Origin of the sequence: Pseudomonas caricapapayae (assembly GCF_001400735.1) — a bacterium.
GTDB classification, from domain to species: Bacteria; Pseudomonadota; Gammaproteobacteria; order Pseudomonadales; family Pseudomonadaceae; genus Aquipseudomonas; species Aquipseudomonas caricapapayae.
The window spans coordinates 1-2,070 of the sequence record NZ_LJPW01000004.1 but is presented as its reverse complement, the minus strand read 5'-3'; the positions used below and the strand labels follow the sequence as shown (position 1 = coordinate 2,070).

Genomic DNA, 2,070 nt, shown 5'->3' with positions numbered 1-2,070 from the left:
CGGGAACTCGGCAGCCGTGGCGTTCCAGTCACGCAATACCTGTTGCTGCTCCGTGACGTTCAACAGCGCCAGTTCGCCAATCGCCGCCTGCGGATCACGTACCAATGTCTGCAAAACCTGCTGGAAATGCGCCGACAACTGCGCCATGTGCAGCTCGCTGAAAAACTGACGGGCGTAACTGAAGCGCAACGACAGGGTTTCGCCCAGATTGACCACCAGGGTCAGCGGGTAATGAGTCTGCTCCTGGGTGTGCAGGCCGCCGAATTCCAGCCCCGGTGGCGCGGCCTGTTGCAAGGCTTCGGACACCGGATAGTTTTCGAACACCAGAATAGTGTCGAACAGCGCTTCGCCAGCGCTACGTGCCCAACGCTGAATGTCGTACAACGGTGTGTGCTCATGCTCGCGCAGGGCGATATTCTTCGCCTGCACCTGCTGCACCCAGTCCGCCACCCGCTGTTCCGGGCGCGGGCTGGCGATCACCGGCAGCGTATTGATGAACAGCCCCAGTTGCTCTTCGACGCCCGGCAGCTCAGCCGGACGTCCAGCTACGGTTGCGCCGAAGGTCACGCTGGATTGGCCGGTGTAACGTTGCAGCACCAGCAGCCAGGCCGACTGCACCAGCGTGTTGAGGGTGACGCGCTGCTCGCGGGCAAACTCGCTCAGCTGGCGGGTGCTGTCGGCGTCGATCAGTTGCAGGTAATCGCCATGCCCCTGCCCGTTCTCGGGCGCTTTGAACGCTTGAACCAGCCGGGTCGGTTCGTCCAGTTCGGCAAGCTGGTTGGTCCAGAAGCGTTCGCTGAGCCCGGCGTCCTGACGTTGCAACCACTCGATGTAGTCGCGATAACGGCTGACCTGCCTTGGCAGCGTCTGGCCGCTGTAGCGTTGCAGCACCTCGCCTAACAGACGCGAGCTGCTCCAGCCGTCCATGAGAATGTGATGGCTGGTGTAGACCAGTTGATGACTTTGCTCGCCAGTGCGCAGCACCGCCAGGCGCAGCAATGGCCCTTGGGCCAGATCGAAACCCTGCTGGCGATCGGCATTCGCCCAATCGTCAATCCACTCGCTTGAGTGCTCGCGTGCGTCCAGTTCGACAAACGGCATGCTGACATCACGCAACACCACTTGCAGCGATTGCTGCAGATGGCTGACAAAACCGCTGCGCAGCACTTCGTGGGCATCCAGCGTGGCCTGCCAGGCAGCGCGGAAACGGGACACGTCCAGGCCACTGACTTCGATGCGCATCTGGTTGATGTAGTTGCCCGCTTCCTGCTCGAACAGGGTGTGGAACAGCATGCCCTGCTGCATCGGGGCCAGCGGATAGATGTCTTCGATCTGTCCGGCAGGGATCGGCAGACCGCTCAGTTGCGACTGGCTCAGGCGTGCCAGCGGGAAATCCGAAGGCGTGACGCCGGCCACACCTTCGGCGGTGCAATGGGCAATCAGCTGTTGCAGTTCAACGGCATATTCATCGGCCAGCCGTTGCACGGTGTCACGTTCGAATACCGCGCCGCTGAACGTCCAGCTCAAGCGCAATTCACCGCCATACACCTGGCCATTGATGCTGATCGGCGCGGCCAGTGGCGCATGGGCACTCTGTGACGCGCCACTGCTGTCGGCCGAGGGCGTGAACAGCGCGCCATGTGCATCAAAGCTGCCGTCGAACTGCCCCAGGTAATTGAACACGATGCTGCCCAGCGGCAACGCTTGCAGGGTCTGGCGAGCCGATTCACTGCCCAGATAACGCAACGCGCCGTAACCGATGCCTTTATCGGGCACTGCGCGCAACTGTTCCTTGATGGTCATGATCGAGTCGGCCAGGGTGGCCTGCGGGGTGAGCCTGACCGGGTACAGGTTGCTGAACCAGCCCACCGTACGGGTGATGTCCAGCGCGTCGAACAGGTCTTCGCGACCATGCCCTTCCAGACGAATCAGTGCATGTGGCTGCGCGGTCCAGCGGCTGACCACTCGCGCCAGCGCGGTCAGCAACAGATCGTTGATCTGCGTGCGATAGGCCGCCGGGGCGTCTTGCAGCAATTTCCGGGTCAACTCACCATTCAGTTGCGTGACCAC

The 2,070-nt window shown here is 62.0% G+C and carries 1 protein-coding gene; it reads right to left on the bottom strand.

What is annotated here, in order from left to right; translation table 11 throughout:
* Positions 1–2,070 (bottom strand): condensation domain-containing protein (locus ALO80_RS00420; RefSeq protein ID WP_235812427.1); only part of this gene is annotated, 2,070 nt, incomplete at both ends.